The sequence below is a fragment of the Bradyrhizobium sp. 35 genome, from assembly GCF_023073215.1.
Lineage (GTDB): Bacteria > Pseudomonadota > Alphaproteobacteria > Rhizobiales > Xanthobacteraceae > Bradyrhizobium > Bradyrhizobium canariense_D.
On sequence record NZ_JADPJC010000144.1, the window covers coordinates 495,317 to 514,069 of the forward strand.

At 63.5% G+C, this 18,753-nt stretch carries 18 protein-coding genes; 11 read left to right on the forward strand and 7 right to left on the reverse strand.

What is annotated here, in order from left to right; translation table 11 throughout:
* Positions 1–62: 62 nt before the first annotated feature.
* The 4 genes from rbfA (at position 63) to pnp (ending at position 4,411) form a co-directional block, all read left to right on the forward strand.
* A complete protein-coding gene (gene rbfA / locus IVB36_RS30980) occupies positions 63–494 on the forward strand; it encodes a 30S ribosome-binding factor RbfA (RefSeq protein WP_026233028.1) in 432 nt (143 codons plus the stop codon).
* The gene (gene truB / locus IVB36_RS30985; RefSeq protein WP_018455796.1) at positions 491–1,609 is read left to right on the forward strand and encodes a tRNA pseudouridine(55) synthase TruB; all 1,119 of its coding nucleotides are present in this window, start codon (positions 491–493) and stop codon (positions 1,607–1,609) included. Before rbfA ends, truB begins: the two co-directional genes overlap by 4 nt.
* A gap of 2 nt (positions 1,610–1,611) precedes the next feature.
* A complete protein-coding gene (gene rpsO, locus IVB36_RS30990) occupies positions 1,612–1,881 on the forward strand; it encodes a 30S ribosomal protein S15 (RefSeq protein WP_247394114.1) in 270 nt (89 codons plus the stop codon).
* Positions 1,882–2,257: 376 nt separating this feature from the next.
* Positions 2,258–4,411 carry a polyribonucleotide nucleotidyltransferase gene (gene pnp, locus IVB36_RS30995; protein WP_018455795.1) on the forward strand — a complete coding sequence of 718 codons (2,154 nt, stop codon included), beginning with the start codon at positions 2,258–2,260 and terminating at the stop codon, positions 4,409–4,411.
* A gap of 76 nt (positions 4,412–4,487) precedes the next feature.
* Here the strand turns inward: pnp and katG are convergent, their stop codons facing one another.
* Entirely contained in the window at positions 4,488–6,656 is a 2,169-nt protein-coding gene (gene katG / locus IVB36_RS31000) for a catalase/peroxidase HPI (protein WP_026233027.1), read from the reverse strand.
* Positions 6,657–6,770: 114 nt separating this feature from the next.
* Here katG and IVB36_RS31005 point away from each other — a divergent pair, with 114 nt between their 5' ends.
* The 4 genes from IVB36_RS31005 to IVB36_RS31020 all read left to right on the forward strand — a co-directional run bounded on the left by IVB36_RS31005 (position 6,771) and on the right by IVB36_RS31020 (position 10,058).
* Positions 6,771–7,697, forward strand: a complete 927-nt coding sequence (locus tag IVB36_RS31005) for a hydrogen peroxide-inducible genes activator (RefSeq protein WP_018455793.1) — start codon at positions 6,771–6,773, stop codon at positions 7,695–7,697.
* A 7-nt stretch (positions 7,698–7,704) separates the two neighbouring features.
* Positions 7,705–8,169: a GNAT family N-acetyltransferase gene (locus IVB36_RS31010; protein WP_018455792.1), complete on the forward strand. Its 465-nt coding sequence runs from the start codon at positions 7,705–7,707 to the stop codon at positions 8,167–8,169.
* Positions 8,142–9,098 carry a hypothetical protein gene (locus IVB36_RS31015; RefSeq protein WP_231189580.1) on the forward strand — a complete coding sequence of 319 codons (957 nt, stop codon included), beginning with the start codon at positions 8,142–8,144 and terminating at the stop codon, positions 9,096–9,098. Before IVB36_RS31010 ends, IVB36_RS31015 begins: the two co-directional genes overlap by 28 nt.
* A gap of 72 nt (positions 9,099–9,170) precedes the next feature.
* Complete coding sequence (locus tag IVB36_RS31020) at positions 9,171–10,058, forward strand: hypothetical protein (RefSeq protein WP_240550533.1); 888 nt, start codon at positions 9,171–9,173, stop codon at positions 10,056–10,058.
* 88 nt (positions 10,059–10,146) lie between these two features.
* Here the strand turns inward: IVB36_RS31020 and fabI are convergent, their stop codons facing one another.
* From fabI to fabA, 3 genes are all read right to left on the reverse strand, one after another.
* Positions 10,147–10,947: an enoyl-ACP reductase FabI gene (gene fabI / locus IVB36_RS31025; protein ID WP_026233026.1), complete on the reverse strand. Its 801-nt coding sequence runs from the start codon at positions 10,945–10,947 to the stop codon at positions 10,147–10,149.
* A gap of 155 nt (positions 10,948–11,102) precedes the next feature.
* Complete coding sequence (gene fabB, locus IVB36_RS31030) at positions 11,103–12,326, reverse strand: beta-ketoacyl-ACP synthase I (RefSeq protein WP_026233025.1); 1,224 nt, start codon at positions 12,324–12,326, stop codon at positions 11,103–11,105.
* Positions 12,327–12,365: 39 nt separating this feature from the next.
* Entirely contained in the window at positions 12,366–12,887 is a 522-nt protein-coding gene (gene fabA, locus IVB36_RS31035; protein ID WP_007603915.1) for a bifunctional 3-hydroxydecanoyl-ACP dehydratase/trans-2-decenoyl-ACP isomerase, read from the reverse strand.
* Between the two features lie 355 nt (positions 12,888–13,242).
* Between fabA and irrA the strand changes: the two genes are divergently transcribed.
* Positions 13,243–13,734 (forward strand): iron response transcriptional regulator IrrA, encoded by a 492-nt coding sequence (irrA, locus tag IVB36_RS31040; protein WP_018455787.1) that lies wholly within the window; start codon positions 13,243–13,245, stop codon positions 13,732–13,734.
* 133 nt (positions 13,735–13,867) lie between these two features.
* On the opposite strand, the gene IVB36_RS31045 is transcribed toward irrA, so the two are convergent.
* Complete coding sequence (locus IVB36_RS31045; protein WP_026233024.1) at positions 13,868–14,398, reverse strand: SH3 domain-containing protein; 531 nt, start codon at positions 14,396–14,398, stop codon at positions 13,868–13,870.
* A gap of 326 nt (positions 14,399–14,724) precedes the next feature.
* Here IVB36_RS31045 and IVB36_RS31050 point away from each other — a divergent pair, with 326 nt between their 5' ends.
* Positions 14,725–15,726: a D-glycerate dehydrogenase gene (locus IVB36_RS31050; protein ID WP_018455785.1), complete on the forward strand. Its 1,002-nt coding sequence runs from the start codon at positions 14,725–14,727 to the stop codon at positions 15,724–15,726.
* Between the two features lie 3 nt (positions 15,727–15,729).
* Here IVB36_RS31050 and IVB36_RS31055 read toward each other — a convergent pair whose 3' ends face one another.
* Positions 15,730–16,641: a LysR family transcriptional regulator gene (locus IVB36_RS31055; RefSeq protein ID WP_247295885.1), complete on the reverse strand. Its 912-nt coding sequence runs from the start codon at positions 16,639–16,641 to the stop codon at positions 15,730–15,732.
* Between the two features lie 115 nt (positions 16,642–16,756).
* Here IVB36_RS31055 and IVB36_RS31060 point away from each other — a divergent pair, with 115 nt between their 5' ends.
* Positions 16,757–17,764, forward strand: coding sequence for an aldo/keto reductase (locus tag IVB36_RS31060; RefSeq protein ID WP_018455783.1), 1,008 nt, complete (start codon positions 16,757–16,759; stop codon positions 17,762–17,764).
* A 9-nt stretch (positions 17,765–17,773) separates the two neighbouring features.
* Here the strand turns inward: IVB36_RS31060 and moeB are convergent, their stop codons facing one another.
* Positions 17,774–18,577, reverse strand: a complete 804-nt coding sequence (gene moeB / locus IVB36_RS31065; protein ID WP_018455782.1) for a molybdopterin-synthase adenylyltransferase MoeB — start codon at positions 18,575–18,577, stop codon at positions 17,774–17,776.
* Positions 18,578–18,753 lie beyond the last annotated feature (176 nt).

The following is an 18,753-nucleotide window of genomic DNA, read 5'->3' on the forward strand; positions in this document are numbered from 1 at the left end:
CAGCAAGACAAATGACAATGCCCGTGTCCCAAAAGCGGGCATGACGAGGTGATTTTCAGACCATGCCCCGCCATCATCAAAAAAAGAGTTCCGCGTCTGGCGGCTCGCAACGTCAGTTGCGGGTCGGCGAGCAGGTTCGCCATGCGATAGCCGAGATTCTGGCGCAAGGCAGCGTGCATGATGCTGACCTCGAAGGTCACATCATCACCGTGCCGGAGGTGCGGATGTCGCCCGACCTGAAGCTCGCAACAGTCTACGTGATGCCGCTCGGTGGCCGCGACACCGAGATCGTCCTCGCTGCGCTCGAGCGCAACAAGAAATTCCTGCGCGGCGAGGTCGCGCGGCGCGTTAACTTGAAATTTGCACCTGACCTTCGCTTCCGCGTCGACGAACGATTCGACGAAGCGGAACGGATCGAGAAGCTTTTGCGAACACCCGCGGTGCAGAAGGACCTGGAACAGGATCCGGATACGGATCGGGAAGAAGAACGATGACGATGGACCCGGCTCACGGCACGATCGGCGGCGAAGAGGCCGATCAGCTCGACGTGCAGAAGAATAATTTTGCGGACATGAGCGGCAATTCTCAGCCCGCTCAAGAGCCGCGCCGCGTCAACAACGATCCGCGCGCCAACAAGCAGAAGGGCAACCAGCCGCGCCGCGACCGTCGCGACGTCCACGGCTGGGTCGTGCTCGACAAGCCGATCGGCATGACCTCGACGCAGGCCGTTGCCGTGCTCAAGCGCCTGTTCAACGCCAAACGCGCCGGCCATGCCGGCACGCTAGATCCGCTGGCCTCCGGCGGCCTGCCGATCGCGCTCGGCGAGGCCACCAAGACCGTCCCCTTCGTCATGGACGGCCGCAAGCGCTACCGGTTCACGGTGTGCTGGGGCGAGGAGCGCGACACCGACGACATCGAGGGCCGGGCGACCGCAACCTCGGACCAGCGCCCGACTCGGGAGGCCATCGAGGCCCTGCTGCCCCGTTTCACCGGGGTGATCCAGCAGATCCCGCCGCGCTATTCCGCGATCAAGGTCCAGGGCGAGCGCGCCTACGACCTCGCCCGCGACGGCGAGATCGTGGAACTGGCCTCGCGCCCGGTCGAGATTCACCGATTAAGCCTTGTAGATCAACCGGATAGCGACCGGGCCGTGTTCGAGGCCGAGTGCGGCAAGGGCACCTATGTCCGCGCGCTGGCCCGCGATATGGGCCGGATTCTCGGCACTTACGGCCATATCTGCGCACTGCGGCGGACCCTGGTCGGCCCATTTGGCGAGAACGACATGATTCCGCTGGATCAGCTGGAGGCTTTGTGCGATAGAGCCGCGTCCGGCGAGGGTAGCCTCGCCGACGCGCTTATGCCCGTTGAGACCGCGCTGGACGACATCCCGGCACTGGCCGTCACTCGGGCTGATGCGGCAAGGCTCCATCGGGGCCAGGCCGTTTTGTTGCGCGGACGGGATGCGCCCACTTGTAGCGGCACAGTCTATGTCACGGTGGCAGGCCGGCTTCTCGCGCTTGCCGAAGTCGGCAATGGCGAAATCATCCCCAAGCGTGTGTTCAACCTGACCGGCCTGACTGCCAGCGCCGATCGCAACGAGAGAAATTGACGATGTCGATTGCCGCAGAACGCAAAGCGGAAGTCATCAAGACGAATGCCAGCAAGGCCGGCGATACCGGCTCGCCAGAGGTTCAGGTCGCGATCCTGTCGGAACGCATCGCCAACCTCACCAACCATTTCAAGACCCACGTGAAGGACAATCATTCGCGTCGCGGTCTCTTGAAGCTGGTCTCGACCCGCCGCTCGCTCCTCGACTATGTGAAGAAGAAGGACGAGGCGCGCTACAAGGCGCTGCTCGAGAAGCACAACATTCGTCGTTAAGAGTTCTTGCGCGCGCCAACCGGCGCGCGTTTTCGCGCGTGATTTCGAACGAAAGCGTTTGTTTAAAGGTTTTTCGTCGAGGCTGCGTGCGCGTCGGATGCGAGCCGTTGACGGCGAGCATCCGGGCATGATGGGCGAACACCGCGCTTCGGTGTTCGCGTTCGTGCCGACTGACAGTCCAGCAGCAATCCGGCGGCTGGGCACAACGGGCAAGGCGCCCGTATGACCCGAAGGGATGGACGCCATCCGAAATCCAAAAACCATGGCAGGATCGCAGGACGCTGATCGCCCGCTTCGATCAACGTCCCGCAATCTTGCGCATGGTTTTTGTTTTTCGACCCGTCCTTCTTTCGAGAACCCATGAAAGAAGACCTCTATGTTCAATAAGCATTCAGTCGAGATCGACTGGGGTGGACGCCCTCTCAAGCTTGAAACCGGCAAGATCGCCCGCCAGGCCGACGGCGCCGTCGTCGCGACCTACGGCGAGACCGTGGTGCTCGCCACCGTCGTTGCCGCGAAGTCACCGCGTGAAGGCGTCGACTTCCTGCCACTGACCGTCGACTACCAGGAGAAGACCTACGCAGCCGGCCGCATTCCCGGTGGCTATTTCAAGCGCGAGGGTCGTCCGACCGAGAAGGAAACGCTGGTCTCCCGCCTGATCGACCGTCCGATCCGTCCGCTGTTCGTCGACGGCTGGCGCAACGAGACCCAGGTGATCGTGACCGTGCTCTCGCACGATATGGAGAACGATCCCGATATCGTCGCGCTGGTGGCCTCATCGGCTGCGCTGACCCTGTCGGGCGCTCCCTTCAAGGGCCCGATCGGCGCCGCGCGCGTCGGCTTCGCCAATGACGAGTTCATCCTCAACCCGACGCTCGACGAGATGGTCGACACTCAGCTCGACCTCGTCGTCGCCGGCACTGCGGACGCCGTGCTGATGGTGGAATCGGAAGCCAAGGAGCTGAACGAAGAGATCATGCTCGGCGCCGTGATGTTCGGTCACCGCCACTTCCAGCCGGTGATCAACGCGATCATCGAGCTCGCCGAAAAGGCCGCGAAGGAGCCGCGCGAGGTCACCGCGATCGACAATTCGGCGCTCGAAAAGGAAATGCTCGGCATGGTCGAGCAGGAACTGCGCGCCGCCTACGCCATTCCGGTCAAGCAGGATCGCTACGCCGCGGTCGGCAAGGTCAAGGAAAAGGTGATCGCGCACTACTTCCCGGAAGGCCAAGAGCCGAAATACGACAAGCTGCGCATCGGCGGCGTGTTCAAGGAGCTCGAAGCCAAGATCGTTCGCTGGAACATTCTCGACACCGGCAAGCGCATCGACGGCCGCGATTCCAAGACCGTGCGCAACATCGTCGCCGAAGTCGGCGTGCTGCCCCGCGCCCACGGTTCGGCGCTGTTCACCCGCGGCGAGACCCAGGCGCTGGTCGTGACCACGCTCGGCACCGGCGAGGACGAGCAGTACATCGACGCGCTGTCGGGAACGTACAAAGAGACGTTCCTGCTGCACTACAATTTCCCTCCCTACTCGGTCGGTGAGACCGGCCGCCTCGGCGGTACCAAGCGCCGCGAGATCGGCCACGGCAAGCTCGCCTGGCGTGCGATCCACCCGGTGCTGCCGCCGCACCACGAATTCCCCTACACCACGCGCGTGGTGTCGGAGATCACCGAATCCAACGGCTCCTCGTCGATGGCATCGGTCTGCGGCGCCTCGCTCGCGCTGATGGACGCCGGCGTGCCGTTGAAGCGGCCGACCGCGGGCATCGCAATGGGCCTGATCCTCGAAGACAAGCGCTTCGCGGTTCTCTCGGACATCCTCGGTGACGAGGACCATCTCGGCGACATGGACTTCAAGGTCGCCGGTACCGAGCAGGGCATCACCTCGCTCCAGATGGACATCAAGATCGAGGGCATCACCGAGGAGATCATGAAGGTCGCGCTCGGTCAGGCTAAGGATGGGCGTATCTACATCCTCGGCGAGATGTCGAAGGCGCTCACCAACGCCCGCGCCGAGCTCGGCGAATACGCGCCGCGCATCGAGACCTTCAAGATCGCCACCGACAAGATCCGCGAAGTGATCGGCACCGGCGGCAAGGTGATCCGCGAGATCGTCGAGAAGACCGGCGCCAAGGTCAACATCGAGGACGACGGCACCGTGAAGGTCGCCTCCAGCGACGGCGAGGCGATGAAGGCCGCGATCAAGTGGATCAAGTCGATCGCCTCCGATCCGGAAGTCGGCCAGATCTATGACGGCACCGTCGTCAAGGTGATGGAGTTCGGCGCTTTCGTGAACTTCTTCGGCTCCAAGGACGGCCTTGTCCACATCAGCCAGCTCGCCTCGGCGCGAGTGCAGAAGACCTCCGACGTCGTCAAGGAAGGCGACAAGGTCAAGGTCAAGCTGCTCGGCTTCGACGACCGCGGCAAGACCCGCCTGTCGATGAAGGTGGTCGACCAGGAGACCGGCGAAGACCTCGAGGGCAAGGGCGAGAGCCAGCAGCCCGCGCGCGAAGCGGCCGGCGAGTAAATCTCGCTACCTGCCAGAAACACGAAGGGCGGCCTCGCGGCCGCCCTTTTTGTTTGTCGCTTGCCGAACTTTGGAATCAGGCCGCGATGTCGTAGCGATCGAGGTTCATCACCTTGGTCCAGGCCTTGGCGAAGTCCTTGACGAACTGCTCTTTGGAATCCGACGTGGCATAGACCTCTGCGTAGGCGCGAAGCTGCGAGTGTGCGCCGAAGATCAGGTCGACGCGCGTGCCGGTCCACTTGACCGCGTTGGTCTTGCGGTCGCGGGCCTCATAGGTGCCGTCGGTGCCGGCCGGCGTCCACTGCGTGCTCATGTCGAGCAGGTTGACGAAGAAGTCGTTGCTCAGCGTTCCCACCTTCGAGGTGAGGACGCCGTTCTTCGAACCGTTCGCATTGGCACCGAGCACGCGCAGACCGCCGACGAGCACCGTCATCTCCGGGCCGGTAAGCCGGAGCAGCTGCGCACGATCGACCAGAGCCTCCTCGGGCATCATGAACTGCTGCCGCTTGCCGATGAAGTTGCGGAAGCCATCGGCCCGCGGCTCCAGCGGAGCAAACGAAGCGGCGTCGGTCTGCTCCTGCGAGGCATCCATGCGGCCCGGCGTGAAGCCGACCTTGACGTCGACGCCGGCATCCTTGGCGGCCTTCTCGACCGCGGCGGTGCCGCCGAGCACGATGAGGTCCGCCAGCGAGACCTTCTTCGCACCGGATGACGCGTTGAAGTCCTTCTGGATCGCTTCGAGCTTGCCCAGGACCTTCGAGAGCTGAGCCGGCTCGTTCACTTCCCAATCCTTCTGCGGGGCGAGGCGGATACGCGCGCCGTTGGCGCCGCCGCGCTTGTCCGAGCCGCGGAACGTCGAGGCCGACGCCCAGGCGGTCGAGACCAGCTCCGAGACCGACAGACCCGAGGCCAGGATCTTGGTCTTCAGCGAGGCGATATCCTGCTCGCTGGCCAGCTCGTGATTCACAGCAGGGATCGGATCCTGCCAGATCAGGGTTTCCTTCGGCACCAGCGGACCGAGATAGCGCACCACCGGACCCATGTCGCGATGGGTGAGCTTGAACCAGGCACGGGCGAAGGCGTCCGCGAACTGATCGGGATTCTCGAGGAAGCGGCGCGAGATCTTCTCATAGGCCGGATCCATACGCAGCGAGAGGTCGGTCGTCAGCATCGTCGGCCGATGCTTCTTGGACTTGTCGAAGGCATCGGGAATGATCGCCTCGGCGCCCTTGGCCGTCCACTGCTGCGCACCGCCCGGGCTCTTAGTCAGCTCCCATTCGTACTTGAACAGGTTCTCGAAGAAGTTGTTGCTCCACTTCGTCGGCGTCGTGGTCCAGGTCACCTCGAGACCGCTGGTGATGGAATCGCCGCCAATGCCCGACGCGTGCTTGCTCTTCCAGCCGAGGCCCTGATCTTCGAGCGCGCCCGCTTCCGGCTCCGGTCCGACCAGCGACGGATCGCCGGCGCCGTGGGTCTTGCCGAAGGTGTGGCCGCCGGCGATCAGTGCGACGGTTTCCTCGTCGTTCATCGCCATGCGGAAAAAGGTCTCGCGAATGTCCTTGGCCGCGGCGATCGGATCCGGCTTGCCGTTCGGGCCTTCCGGATTGACGTAGATGAGGCCCATCTGCACCGCGCCGAGCGGCTCGGCGAGCTGGCGTTCGCCGCTGTAGCGCTCATCGCCCAGCCAGGTGCCTTCCGGACCCCAATAGAGCTCTTCCGGCTCCCAGACGTCGACGCGGCCGCCGGCAAAGCCAAAGGTCTTGAAGCCCATCGACTCCAGCGCGACGTTGCCCGCCAGCACCATCAGATCGGCCCAGGAAATCTTGCGGCCGTATTTCTGCTTGATCGGCCAGAGCAGACGGCGTGCCTTGTCGAGATTTGCGTTATCGGGCCAGCTGTTGAGCGGCGCGAAACGCTGCTGTCCGGCGCCGGCGCCACCGCGACCGTCGGTGGTGCGGTAGGTGCCCGCGCTGTGCCAGGCCATGCGGATCATGAGGCCGCCGTAGTGACCGAAGTCGGCGGGCCACCATTCCTGCGATTCCGTCATCAGAGCGGTCAGGTCCTTGATGACCGCGTTCAGGTCGAGCGACTTGAATTCCTTGGCGTAGTCGAAGTCCTTGTCCATCGGGTCGGACTTGGCGGAATTCTTGTGCAGCATCTCGATGCTGAGCTGGGTCGGCCACCAATCGCGGTTCGCCGGCACACGTTTTCCACCCGAAAACGGGCACTTTGAAGTGTCGTCCATGAATACCTCCTCTGGTGGCGTCGAACTCGCGCCTTTGACCAGGTAGAAACACTCTAAGCTTCACGTTCGATCAGGGGAAGTTGACTTTAATGATCGCAGCGATAAGATTTTCTGATGCTAAACCTCACGCTGCGCCAGCTCCGGTATTTCGACGCCCTGGCCCGTCACAGTCATTTCGGCCGCGCGGCTGAGTCCTGCTCGATCTCGCAGCCTGCCCTGTCGATGCAGATCAAGGAGCTGGAGGAGGCGCTCGGCGGTCTGCTGCTGGAGCGCAGCGCCCGGCAGGTGGCGCTGACCCGATTTGGCGAGGAGCTCGCGCAGCGCGTCCGCGACATCTTGCGCTCGGTCGACGAGCTCGGCGATTTCGCCCGCGCCTCGCAGGACCGGTTCTCCGGACGGCTGCGCATCGGCATGATTCCGACGATCGCGCCCTATCTGCTGCCGACGATCACCAAGAATCTGACGCGCATGCATCCGGAGCTCGACATCCGCGTGCGCGAGACGATGACGCCGCGGCTGATTCAGGAACTGGTGGAGGGTCGGCTCGATACCGCCATCGTGGCGCTGCCGGTGTCCGAGCCCTCGCTCACCGAGGTCGCCCTGTTCGAGGAAAAATTCCTGCTGGTGCGGCCGAGTGCGGATGAGGGAACGCCGGCACCGTCGCGGGAGATGATGCGCGAGATGCGGCTGCTGTTGCTCGAAGAGGGGCACTGCTTCCGCGATCAGGCGCTGTCATTCTGCAACATGCAATCGGCGCCGCCACGCGAGATGCTGGATGCCAATTCGCTGTCGACGCTGGTCCAGATGGTCAGCGCCGGCATCGGCGTCACGTTGATCCCCGAGATGGCGGTGTCAGTTGAGACGCGATCGGCCTCGGTCTCGCTCGCGCGCTTCCGCGACCCGCAGCCGTCGCGCACCATCGGCATGGTCTGGCGCAAGACCAGCCCGCTGGCGCGGCAACTCCTGCAAATCTCCGAGGTGGTGTGCCTGTCGGCGGGCAAGGTGCGCGCACGTCCATCCGTGCGCAGCAAGCCAACCTGAGGCCTCGATGTCGCATCCCATCATTCGCCCAGCCCGCGCGGACGAATACGACGAGATCGGCCGTATCTGGATGGAGAGCTGGGTCTCGACCGGCCTCGGCGAGACGAGCGACTTCCTGCTGGCAAACCTGCGTGCACGGATCCGGCGCGAGACCGAGGACGGCTGGAGCCTGTTCGTCGCCGACGACGACGGCACGATCGCCGCGATGCTGGCGCTGCATTTGCCAAAACTCTATCTCGACATGCTGTTCGTCGCGCCCGCCTATCAGGGCCAATCGCTCGGCCGCCAATTGCTTGGCTTCACGCGCACACAAATGCCCGACGAGATGTCTCTGCGCTGCATCCGCGAGAACGAAAAAGCCTGGCGCTGGTACGAGCGCGAGGGCTTTGTGTTCGAGAAAGAAGAGGTCGAGCCGTCGAACGGATTCATGATGAAGTATTATCGGTGGCGGCGGCAGCGACCCGCCGGATAGGCAGTGGTCGCCTGGTGCAGCTTGCGGTTGTCACGGTTCCAATTTACTGTGGCGTATCCGCCGTCCTCCTGCCCCCTGATCTCCCGGAATCGATGCTTCGAATTGCTGTCTCGCTGATCGCGTTGCTGTCCCTGCTCACCACGGCAGCCGCGCAAACCCCTCCCGCAACCACCGCGCCTCCCGCTCAGACGGCGGCGCCAGCCAAGAAGGCAGTCAAGAAGGCGGCGCCGAAGGCCAAACCGGCTGCACAACAGCCAGTTGCGGCGGAGAGCGGCCCCTGTCAGATCGGCGTCATTTCCGCGATCGGAGACCAGTTCTCGGTGCAACATGTCGGCCTCACGATGTTCGGCAACGAGTATATGGAGGCGCCGATCGAGACGTGGGGTATCGATGATCTGTTCGTCGCGAGGGTTCGCGCCACGGCTCCCGGCACGGCTGTCCGAAAGGTCGCTTACGCAAGCGGAGCCTTCAGGCCGTACTATCATCCGGAAGCGAAACTGTTCCGCAATGACCGCGACGACCTGACGGCGCTGGTGCGGCAGATCGCCGGAGCTGCAAATTGCGAACGCTACGTCGTAGCCACGAAAGCCCGCGTTTCGGTGGATGGCACCAATCAATCAATCGAGGGCCTCGGGGTCTACAAGAATTGGGCGAGCCCTTCCGGGCGCGGCGTCGTGGTTTCCTATTTCCGCATAAACGTTTTTGACGGACGGACTTTCGACATCCATCGGGCGCCTACCCGCAGCTTCGGCGATGTGATTGCTTCGAGTTTCTCCAACAAGAACGACAATATGCAAATCCTCAACAATCTCGAATTTCCCAAGACCCCTGAACAGGTGACCAGCAGTGCATTGCTGCGTGACAGCACACGCAGCCTGCTCACGGCCCAGCTGGACAGGTATCTACCCGCGTATATCAAGGGCGAGTAAGCGCCTTTGCCGAGGGGACGCGACAAAGACTATCGCTCGTCCGCTTCCTGCGGCTGGGCTGCATTTGACGTTTTGGCCCGGCTCGTCGTCCTTGCGGCCGTCGCGTGGTGCTTTTCGACATCTGCTTGGGCGCAGACCAAATTGGTACCACCAGGGGCGGAAACGGCAGGATCAGCCGTCAAGCAAAGCAACAACAAGACGACCACGCGGCGTGAAGCGACGGGCAAACCCGCTCCCGTGGTCGGCGGCCCGTGCGACTTCGGTGTCGTCGTCACCACCGGCGATGAGTTCACCGTGCTGACGACCGGCCTGACCGTATTTCAGCACAAGAAGACGGTCGTCCCGATCCCGGGCTGGGGACTCAATGATCTGATCTTCGCGCGGATTCGCGCCACGATCCCTGCCGGCGTGTCCGTTCTGAGAATCCCCTACAACCCGGCGAAATTTCCTCCCCGCGATGAGTCCAAGGACACATTGAAGGACAGGTTGTTCCGCGATCTCAATGCGGAGCTGGCCCAATACATGCGCGACGTCGTGAAAGGAACGAATTGCCGGCACTACATCCAGATCCTCAATTCAATCAGCCCTTTCGGGTCATCCAACTATACGGTCCGCGGCTTCGGCATCCTCAACCATGATGTGGTGCTCGGGCGTCGCATCTATCTCTACGCCCTGGCGTTTGTCCGCATCTTCGATGGGCGCGACTTCTCCGTTGTCAGACAGAGTTCTGCGCTGATCAACACGCATCATTCCCTTATGGTGCAGAGGCTCCTGGGCGTGCAAATCGGCGGCCCCTATCGCGAACTACCCGCAGAATCGTTTCCAACCCGCCCTGAAGATGCCGCCGACAATCCCGCACTGCGCGACGACGTGCGTGCCATGCTGACGGAAAGCCTCGACAAGACGCTGCCGCTGCTGATCGGGGTTCAACGAGCGGCGCGCAACAGCGACGCGCGCTGATCGACACGTCCTTCGCAGCAGGAACTGGTCTCGATTATTGAGAAATCGTGGGCACGTCGCTTGCGCGCCTTTGCCCACTCTACGAGAGCTAATCCTGCGCCTTCAAATCGTCCGGCCGCGGCATCAGGACGGTGTTGTAGCCGGAATCGACATAGTGGATCTCGCCGGTCACGCCGCCGGAGAGATCCGACAACAGATACAGCGCCGAGCCGCCGAGCTCGTCGAGCGTCACGCCCCGGCGGAGCGGCGAATGTTTTTGCATGAAGGCGAACATCGCGCGCGCCTCGCCGATGCCGGAGCCGGCGAGCGTGCGGATCGGGCCGGCGGAGATCGCGTTGACGCGGATGCCGCGCGGTCCGAAATCCGAGGCGAGATAGCGCACCGAGGCTTCCAGCGCCGCCTTGGCCACGCCCATCACGTTGTAGTTCGGCATCGCGCGTTCCGAGGCGCCGAAGGTCAGCGTGATCATGCTGCCGCCCTCCGTCATCAGCTCGGCGGCGCGTTTTGCCACTTCCGTGAAGGAGAAGCAGGAGATCACCATGGTGCGCGAAAAATTCTCGCGGCTGGTGTCGGCGTAGCGACCCTTGAGCTCGTTCTTGTCGGCGAAGCCGATCGCGTGGATCACGAAATCCAGCCGGCCCCACTTTTCGCGCAAGGCCGTGAATGTGGCGTCGACGCTGGCGATGTCCTCGACGTCGCAGGGCAGCACCATGTCGACGCCAAGCTGCTCCGCCAGCGGCTTAACACGCTTGCCCAGCGCCTCGCCCTGGAAGGTGAAGGCAAGCTCGGCGCCGTGGGCATGCAGCGTCTTCGCCATGCCCCAGGCGATCGAATGATCATTGGCGATGCCCATGATCAGACCGCGCTTGCCTTTCATTAAACCTTCCATTGCCTGATAGCTCCCATTATTCCGGCGTCATCGCCCGCCTTGCGCGCACTTGCGCACTGGGGCAGGCGATCCAGTATTTCGAGGCGATTACTGCAAATCGAGAAGTTGCGGCGTGCTGGATGCCCGCCTTCGCGGGGCATGACAGCGTGCCAAAATTACGCATCCAGCCGGCTGAACACCAGCGTGGCGTTGGTGCCGCCGAAGCCGAAGGAGTTCGACAGCACGGTGCCGATTTTGACGTTGTCGATGCGCTTGCGCACGATCGGCATGTCGGCGAACACGGGGTCGAGCTCCTGGATGTGGGCGCTCTCGCAGATGAAACCATTGTTCATCATCAGCAGCGAATAGATCGCTTCCTGCACGCCGGTTGCGCCCAGGGAGTGACCGGTCAGCGCCTTGGTCGCCGAGATCGGCGGGCACTTCTCGCCGCTTCCGAACACCCTGCGGAGTGCGTCGATCTCCGGCGGATCGCCGGCCGGGGTCGATGTCGCGTGCGGATTGATGTAGTCGACCTTGGTCTTCACGGTCGACATCGCCATGCGCATGCAGCGCTCGGCGCCCTCACCTGATGGTGCGACCATGTCGTAGCCGTCGGACGTCGCGCCATAGCCGACGATCTCGCCGTAAATGCGTGCGCCCCGCGCCTTGGCATGCTCGAGCTCTTCCAGCACCAGCACGCCGGCTCCGCCGGCAATCACGAAGCCGTCGCGGTTGACGTCGTAGGGACGGGAGGCCGTCGCAGGCGTGTCGTTGTACTTCGAGGACATCGCGCCCATGGCGTCGAACAGCACCGACAGCGACCAGTCCAGCTCCTCGCAGCCGCCGGCGAAGATGACGTCCTGCTTGCCGATCTGGATCGTTTCATAGGCATTGCCGACGCAATGGTTCGACGTCGCGCAGGCCGACGAGATAGAATAGTTCACGCCCTTGATCTTGAACCAGGTCGCAAGCGTTGCGGAGGCCGTGGAGGACATCGCCTTCGGCACTGCAAACGGCCCGACACGCTTCGGTCCCTTGGTGCGGGTGATGTCGGCGGCTTCGACGATGGTGCGCGCCGACGGACCGCCGGAGCCCATGATGATGCCGGTGCGAATATTGGAAATTTCGTCGGGCGAAAGACCGGAATCCTGGATCGCCTGTTCCATCGCGACGTGATTCCACGCCGCGCCCTGACCGAGGAAACGCATGGCGCGGCGGTCGACCACCGTCGAAGGATCGAGCGTCGGCGCACCCTGCACCTGGGAGCGGAAGCCGAGCTCGGCATATTTTTCAGCCCGCGAAATGCCCGACTTCGCCTCGTGAAGGCTCGCAAGCACCTCCTGGGTGTTGTTTCCGATGGAGGAGACAATGCCCATCCCGGTGACCACAACCCGCCTCATGACAGCCTCGCCTCAATCGTTGTCTTCGTGGTGATGCGCTCAGCCCAGGCTCGTGCCCTGCTTGAACAGGCCGACCTTCAAATCCTTTGCGCGATAGATAATCTGGTCATCCACCGAAAGCCATCCGTCGGCGATACCGAGCACCAGCTTTGAACGCATCACGCGCTTGATATCGATGTTGTACACAACCTTGCGGGCCTCCGGCAGCACCTGGCCGCTGAACTTCAGCTCGTTCAGGCCAAGCGCGCGACCGCGACCTTCACCGCCGCTCCAGCCCAGATAAAAGCCGACCATTTGCCACAGCGCATCGAGCCCGAGGCAGCCGGGCATCACCGGATCGTTCTTGAAGTGGCAGCCGAAGAACCAGAGGTCGGGCTTCACGTCGAGCTCGGCGCGCACCACCCCCTTGCCGAATTCGCCGCCGGTCTCGCTGATGTCCGTGATGCGGTCGAACATCAGCATCGGCGGCAGCGGCAATTGCGCATTGCCAGGGCCGAACATCTCGCCGCGGGCACATGCCAGCAGATCTTCATATTCGTAACCGTTGCGCCTGTTCAGCATGCGGAAGCCTTTGTGTTCAAACCCCGATTGAGCGGCGTTTCCGGCGAAAATGGGCCCCATCCTGTTCGAAAGGCGACATCTGTTGCCATTGTCAGACGAGAATACCGAAGGACCCTGGATGGATAGCGAGCGGCCCTCAATGCCGGGTCGCGCCAAAATGGGTTAAGCGGAACCGCGGGCTCTCTAACACAGGCCATTTCGGGTAGCAAAGCGCTCTCATGAAGGTAAAATGACGGGCCGCCACCCCGGTTCCCTGCCTGATTAGAACCGCTCTAGTTGCGAGAAACTTGCATCTGCATCTATCTCTCCATATATGTTGGGCAACGACAGTGTTCACGCGTGCCCGAAGCTGGAAATGAACGAAAATAACGCGCCCCATCGCGACGAAGAGGCCCATGCGGCGGCTCTTATGTCCGGCCGCCAGCCGGCGTTGACCGGCTGCCCGTGGCACGACGTCAACGAAATGCTCCAGTCCGCAGGGCTTCGCCCCACGCGCCAGCGCATGGCGCTCGGCTGGCTCCTGTTCGGCAAGGGTGCACGTCACCTCACGGCTGAAATGCTTTACGAGGAAGCGACGCTGGCCAAGGTGCCGGTCTCGCTGGCGACCGTCTACAACACGCTGAACCAGCTCACCGATGCCGGTCTGCTGCGTCAGGTCAGCGTCGACGGCACCAAGACCTATTTCGACACCAACGTCACGACCCACCATCACTACTACCTCGAGAACAGCCATGAGCTGGTCGACATCGAGGATCCGCATCTGGCGCTGTCCAAGATGCCTGAGGTGCCCGCGGGTTACGAGATCGCCCGCATCGACATGGTCGTACGGTTGCGCAAGAAGCGCTGAGATCTATCCTGAACTGCTGATTTGATCGTCATGGCCGGGCTTGTCCCGGCTATCCACGTTATTCGGTCAGGCGTCGAAAAATGCGTGGATGCCCGGGCATGACGGTGGAGCAACAGTTCCGCTCCCGCCCAGATCAATTCACCTGCTCGTCCGAGTAGACGCCCCAGAGGCGCTCCTGCTGGATCCAGCCGTCAAAGCCGTTACCGCTGACGCGGCACCAGTTTGCAGTGCACTTCTTCACCTGGGTGACGACACCGGCCTGGAGCCTGGCCGCAACCGCGCTCTCGGGATCGGCGCGGTCGTAGATCGGCGCGAGCTCGTCCTTGTGCTTCATGGTGACGACAGCAGTACGGCGGCCCGACAGCAGCGAGTGATAGACCCAACCCTCGGCGCCCTCGGAATCGCGGACCCGGCGCCAGTTCTCGAACTCGGCGGTGATTTCGACCGGCAGGCCGGAACGGGTGTAGACCCAGGCGACGTCGTTGTCCTTGGTCGGGCCGGCGCGGACGTTGACGTGATCCGATTTCAGGCTGACGTAGCGCGGCACCGGGAGGCCTGAGGCCGTCTGAGGGGTGTTGTCCTTTGCCGAATGCCCGGGACTGACCGAAGCGCTCAACCAGGTGCAAACGAGCGCCATCACCGAACAAAAACGCCCCAACGCCATCAACCCGTCTCCTGTCGAAGGTCCGGCCGAGCCGGTCCCTCGCCCTAAATTCCCAAACCAGGCCGCTGTCGCCCCTGACCCCGCCCCACGCGGGTGTTCCCGAGCCCTTTACCCGTGGTTCTTGTCTTGGCCCGGCCTTCTGCTAGAGAGGACGGACATCTGAACAACCGGTTTGTCCCGATTTTCCGGCCGGAAATGTCGGGAGAGCTTGAAGGAAACGCCGGGGACGACACGGCAAGCGCAGTGTCGAACAACCGGGTTAATGAGGCCTCAACGGCCGGCCTTTGGCGACAGAGGCGGCTCGCAACGCCTCATGAGGGCAGGACATGTCGGTGAAGAAAAAGCCCCTCGTCGTGGTGACGCGCAAGCTTCCGGATTCGATCGAGACCCGGATGCGCGAGCTGTTCGACGCGCGGATCAATCTCGACGACACGCCGATGTCGCCCGAGCAGATCGCGGAAGCCGCCCGTACCGCCGACGTGCTGGTCCCAACCGTGACCGACCACATCTCCGCCGACATCGTCAACCAGCCCGACTGCAGGTTGAAACTGATCGCGAATTTCGGCAACGGCGTCGACAACATCGATGTCGAGGCCGCGCATGCCCGCGGCATCACCGTCACCAACACGCCGAAAGTTCTGACCGAAGACACCGCCGACATGACCATGGCGCTGATCCTCGCCGTGCCCAGGCGGATGATCGAAGGCGCCTCGATCCTGACGGAAGGAAAACCCTGGCCGGGCTGGTCGCCGACCTGGATGCTCGGCCATCGCATCGGCGGAAAGCGCCTTGGCATCATCGGCATGGGCCGCATCGGCCAGGCGGTCGCACGCCGCGCCCGCGCCTTCGGCTTGCAGATCCACTACCACAATCGTCGGCCGGTGGCGCCGAAGATCGCCGAAGAGCTGGGCGCGACCTATTGGGAAAGCCTCGACCAGATGCTGGCACGGATGGACATCATCTCGGTGAACTGTCCGCACACGCCGGCGACCTACCATCTGCTGTCGGCGCGCCGGCTGAAGCTTATTCGCAAGGACGCCTACATCGTCAACACCGCGCGCGGCGGGGTCACCGACGAGGACACGCTGATCAAGCTGATCGAAGGCGGCGAGATCGGCGGCGCCGGCCTCGATGTCTATGAGCACGAGCCCGCGGTGAACCCGAAGCTGGTGCGGCTCGCCAAGGCCGGCAAGGTGACGTTGCTGCCGCATATGGGCTCGGCCACGATCGAGGGCCGCGTCGAGATGGGCGAGAAGGTGATCATCAACATCCGAACCTTCCTCGATGCGCACAAGCCGCCGGATCGCGTGCTGCCGAGCATGCTGTGAGGTCTATTTGCTGCGTGTTTCGCGCTTGCGCCAGTCGGCAACGAAATCGATAAAGGCCCGCAGCGCCGGCGGCGTTTGTCGCCGGCTTGGATAGTACAGGAACGGCCCGGGAAACGGCTCGCACCAATCCTGAATCAGACTGACGAGCGCGCCGGACTTCAGGGCTTCGCCGACATAACCATCAAGCGTCGCCCAGATGCCGGCGCCGTCGAGCGCGGCGCGCATGGAAAGGCCCATGTTGGTCGAGATCAGCTTTGCCGGCGGATCGACCTTCACCAGCTGGCCGGCCTTCTCGAACTCCCAATCGTGCATGACACCGCTGGAGTAGCGGGCGCGGATGCAATTATGGTCGAGCAGATCCTTCGGATGCTCCGGCTTGCCGCGGCGCGCGAGGTAATCGGGCGAAGCGACTACGACATAGCTCTGCGGGCCGCTGAGCGAGATCGCGACCATGTCCTGCGCGAGATGCTCGCCATAACGTACGCCGGCATCGAAGCCCGCGCTGACGATATCGACAAACCCGCTCTCGGAAACGATCTCGAGGTCGACCTGCGGATAGGCCTTAAGGAACGGCCCGATCATGGGGGCCAGCACGAGATCGACCGCGGGTGGCGGCGCGTTAATGCGCAGCCGGCCCGAGGCCATCTCGCGCAGGCCCCGGACCTGATCGAGGGCCTCGCCGACATCGCGCAGCGCCGGAGCCACGCGCGACAGCAGCAGCTCGCCCGCCTCGGTCAGGGCGACGCTGCGGGTGGTGCGGTTCATCAGGCGGACGCCGAGGCGCTCCTCCAGGTCCCGCAATCGCTGGCTAAGGCTCGACACCGACACGCGAATATCGATCGCCGCGCGCCGGAAATTGCGGGTGCGGGCGACCGCCATGAAGACGTCGAGATCACGCAGGTCGGGCTCAGCCATTGTTCGTTAATGTGAACAAGCCATTCTCGATTGTCCAGCTTATCGGCGCAATCGATCAAGCGCATATCAGGCCTCGTCACGCGGCGCAGTCAGCGCCTTTTCGAGGAGAGCCATCATGGAACAGCGCAAACTCGGTTCGACCGGTCCCACCGTCTCCGCTCTCGGTCTCGGGTGCATGGGCATGTCCGAGGTCTACGGCCCCGCCGATCGCGGCGAGAGCATCGCCACGATCCACGCCGCACTGGATGCCGGCATTACCCTGGTCGACACCGGCGATTTCTACGCCATGGGCCACAATGAAATGCTGGTGCGCGAAGCGCTCAAGGAGGTGCCGCGCGACAAGGTGCAGATCAGTGTCAAGTTCGGTGCGCTGCGCGGTCCTGCCGGCGAATTCACCGGCATGGACACGAGGCCGGCCGCAACGAGGAACTTCCTAGCCTATTCGCTGCAGCGGCTCGGCACCGACTACATCGACGTCTACCGTCCGGCGCGGCTCGATCCCAACATTCCGATCGAGGAGACCATCGGCGGCATCGCCGATCTCGTGAAGGCCGGCTACATCAAACATATCGGCCTGTCCGAGGTCGGCTCCGCCACCATCCGCCGCGCGCATGCCGTGCACCCGATCGCCGATCTCCAGATCGAATATTCGCTGATCGAGCGTGGCATCGAACGCGACATCCTGACGACCTGCCGCGAGCTCGGCATCGGCATCACGGCTTACGGCGTGTTGGCGCGCGGCCTCATCAGCGGCCATTGGTCGAAGGACTCCGGCAAGACAGGCAAGGACTACCGGCTGATGACGCCGCGCTTCCAGGGATCGAATCTCGATGCCAATCTCGCATTGGTGGAGCAGCTGCGCGCCATCTCCGCTGAGATTGGCGCGACGCCGGCACAGGTCGCGATCGCCTGGGTGGCGGCGCAAGGCAAGCAGATCGTGCCGCTGGTCGGCGCCCGCACCCGCAACCGCCTCACCGAAGCACTCGGCGCGGCCAAGGTCACGCTGACGCCGGCTCATCTCGCCGTGCTGGCAACGGCCTTCCCGCCCGATGTCGCTGCCGGCACGCGTTACGCCGCTGAGCAGATGGCGCATCTCGACAGCGAGAAGCCGGCCACAGCATAACGTCTGCAATCAAGTGCGATGGGCGCTGAGATCGGTGATCACAGGCCCATCGCCATTGAGCGGATTGGCGGGATCGCGCGCGTAACGCAGCGTCTCGAAGCGCATCGCGCGCGCATCGATCATCAGGAGGCGGCCGACGAGGCCGTCGCCAAAGCCGACGATCTCGCGGATCGCCTCCAGCGCCATCATCGAGCCCATCACGCCCGCGAGCGCGCCCATGACGCCGGCTTCCGCGCACGCCGGCACGGTCCCGGGCGGCGGCGCTTCCGGGAATAGGCAGCGATAGGTCGGATTGAATTCGCCCTGCTCGTTTGTCTCATGCGCGCGGATGGTGGTCAGCGAGCCATCGAAGGTGCCGAGCGCCGCCGTGATCAGCGGCCTCTTGGCGAAGAAGCAGGCGTCCGAGGCCAGATAGCGGGTCGAGAAATTGTCGGAGCCGTCGAGCACGAGGTCATAGTCCCCGATCAGCGACAGCGCATTGTCGGCATTGAGCCAGGTGGCGTGACCGACGAAGCGGACATGCGGGTTGAGCGCCGAGATCCGTTCGGCCGCGCTCTCGACCTTGTGCCGGCCGATATCGGGCGTGGTGTGAATGACCTGGCGCTGGAGGTTCGACAGCGACACCACGTCGTCATCGACCACGCCGAGCGTACCGATGCCGGCGGCCGCCAGATACATCAAAGCGGGCGCACCGAGCCCGCCGGCGCCGATCACCAGCACGGAGGCCCGCTTCAGCGCAGCCTGGCCGGGGCCACCGACATCGCGCAGCACGATATGGCGGGCATAACGTTCGAGTTCGTCCGGGCTCAGCATCGTTATCCTTCCAGATCCTCTCCTCATGGTGAGGAGGCGCGAAGCGCCGTCTCGAACCATGCAGGCCCCGCTGCGGCTGCACGGCCTTCATCCTTCGAGACGCCGCTTACGCGGCTCCTCAGGATGAGGAGCTAGACCTCTCCTGCCGGTCTGAACCACCGCAACATTGTTCGCGA

Coding starts and splice junctions, on each gene's coding strand:
- IVB36_RS31045 (WP_026233024.1), bottom strand. CDS start 14,398: ATGGCGTTGGGGCGTTTTTGTTCGGTGATGGCGCTCGTTTGCACCTGG.
- fabI (WP_026233026.1), bottom strand. CDS start 10,947: ATGGAAGGTTTAATGAAAGGCAAGCGCGGTCTGATCATGGGCATCGCC.
- rpsO (WP_247394114.1), top strand. CDS start 1,612: ATGTCGATTGCCGCAGAACGCAAAGCGGAAGTCATCAAGACGAATGCC.
- fabA (WP_007603915.1), bottom strand. CDS start 12,887: ATGCTGAACAGGCGCAACGGTTACGAATATGAAGATCTGCTGGCATGT.
- IVB36_RS31060 (WP_018455783.1), top strand. CDS start 16,757: ATGGAACAGCGCAAACTCGGTTCGACCGGTCCCACCGTCTCCGCTCTC.
- katG (WP_026233027.1), bottom strand. CDS start 6,656: ATGGACGACACTTCAAAGTGCCCGTTTTCGGGTGGAAAACGTGTGCCG.
- IVB36_RS31050 (WP_018455785.1), top strand. CDS start 14,725: ATGTCGGTGAAGAAAAAGCCCCTCGTCGTGGTGACGCGCAAGCTTCCG.
- pnp (WP_018455795.1), top strand. CDS start 2,258: ATGTTCAATAAGCATTCAGTCGAGATCGACTGGGGTGGACGCCCTCTC.
- rbfA (WP_026233028.1), top strand. CDS start 63: ATGCCCCGCCATCATCAAAAAAAGAGTTCCGCGTCTGGCGGCTCGCAA.
- truB (WP_018455796.1), top strand. CDS start 491: ATGACGATGGACCCGGCTCACGGCACGATCGGCGGCGAAGAGGCCGAT.
- fabB (WP_026233025.1), bottom strand. CDS start 12,326: ATGAGGCGGGTTGTGGTCACCGGGATGGGCATTGTCTCCTCCATCGGA.
- IVB36_RS31005 (WP_018455793.1), top strand. CDS start 6,771: ATGCTAAACCTCACGCTGCGCCAGCTCCGGTATTTCGACGCCCTGGCC.
- IVB36_RS31055 (WP_247295885.1), bottom strand. CDS start 16,641: ATGGCTGAGCCCGACCTGCGTGATCTCGACGTCTTCATGGCGGTCGCC.
- irrA (WP_018455787.1), top strand. CDS start 13,243: ATGAACGAAAATAACGCGCCCCATCGCGACGAAGAGGCCCATGCGGCG.
- moeB (WP_018455782.1), bottom strand. CDS start 18,577: ATGCTGAGCCCGGACGAACTCGAACGTTATGCCCGCCATATCGTGCTG.
- IVB36_RS31010 (WP_018455792.1), top strand. CDS start 7,705: ATGTCGCATCCCATCATTCGCCCAGCCCGCGCGGACGAATACGACGAG.